The sequence below is a fragment of the Vibrio sp. YT-19(2023) genome, from assembly GCF_033337395.1.
The window spans coordinates 1-528 of record NZ_JAWOQN010001088.1; the positions used below are offsets into that span (position 1 = coordinate 1).

1 protein-coding gene is annotated in these 528 nt (G+C 43.2%); it reads left to right on the forward strand.

Annotated elements, in window-relative coordinates; translation table 11 throughout:
- Positions 1–528 (forward strand): HAD hydrolase family protein (locus R7E78_RS30205; protein ID WP_318059154.1); only part of this gene is annotated, 528 nt, incomplete at both ends.

A 528-nucleotide genomic window follows, 5' to 3' on the forward strand; every position in this document is an offset into this window, starting at 1 on the left:
AAACAAACAAGCGATCGCAAAAGCTCGAGAAGCTGGCGTTACTGTCGTTTTGGCTTCTGGCCGCCCACTTGAAGGCATGCAGGCAAAATTGGATGAGCTGAATATTCATTCCGATAAAGATTTTGTCCTTTTCTACAATGGTTCTATGGTTAAAAACGTAGGTACAAACGAAATTATCCACCAGCAAATCATTGATGGTAAGGCTGCTAAATTAGTCGCTCGTAAAGCGAAAGAACTAGGCGCTTATGTGCACGCATTTAGCCAAGTGCACGGCCTGATCACGAATGAGAACAACCCATACACTGACATCGAAGCCAACATTAATGGCTTAGATGTGACAGAGATGAATTTTGAATCGTTAGAAGATGATCATCCAATCATCAAAGCAATGATGGTTGCCGAGCCAAGTATACTAACTGAGGTCATCGCTGCACTTCCTTCTGAAATGCGTGAAGAGTTTACAGTTGTTCAAAGTGCCCCATTCTTCCTAGAGTTTCTTAACCCAGCGAGTAACAAAGGCATCGGAGT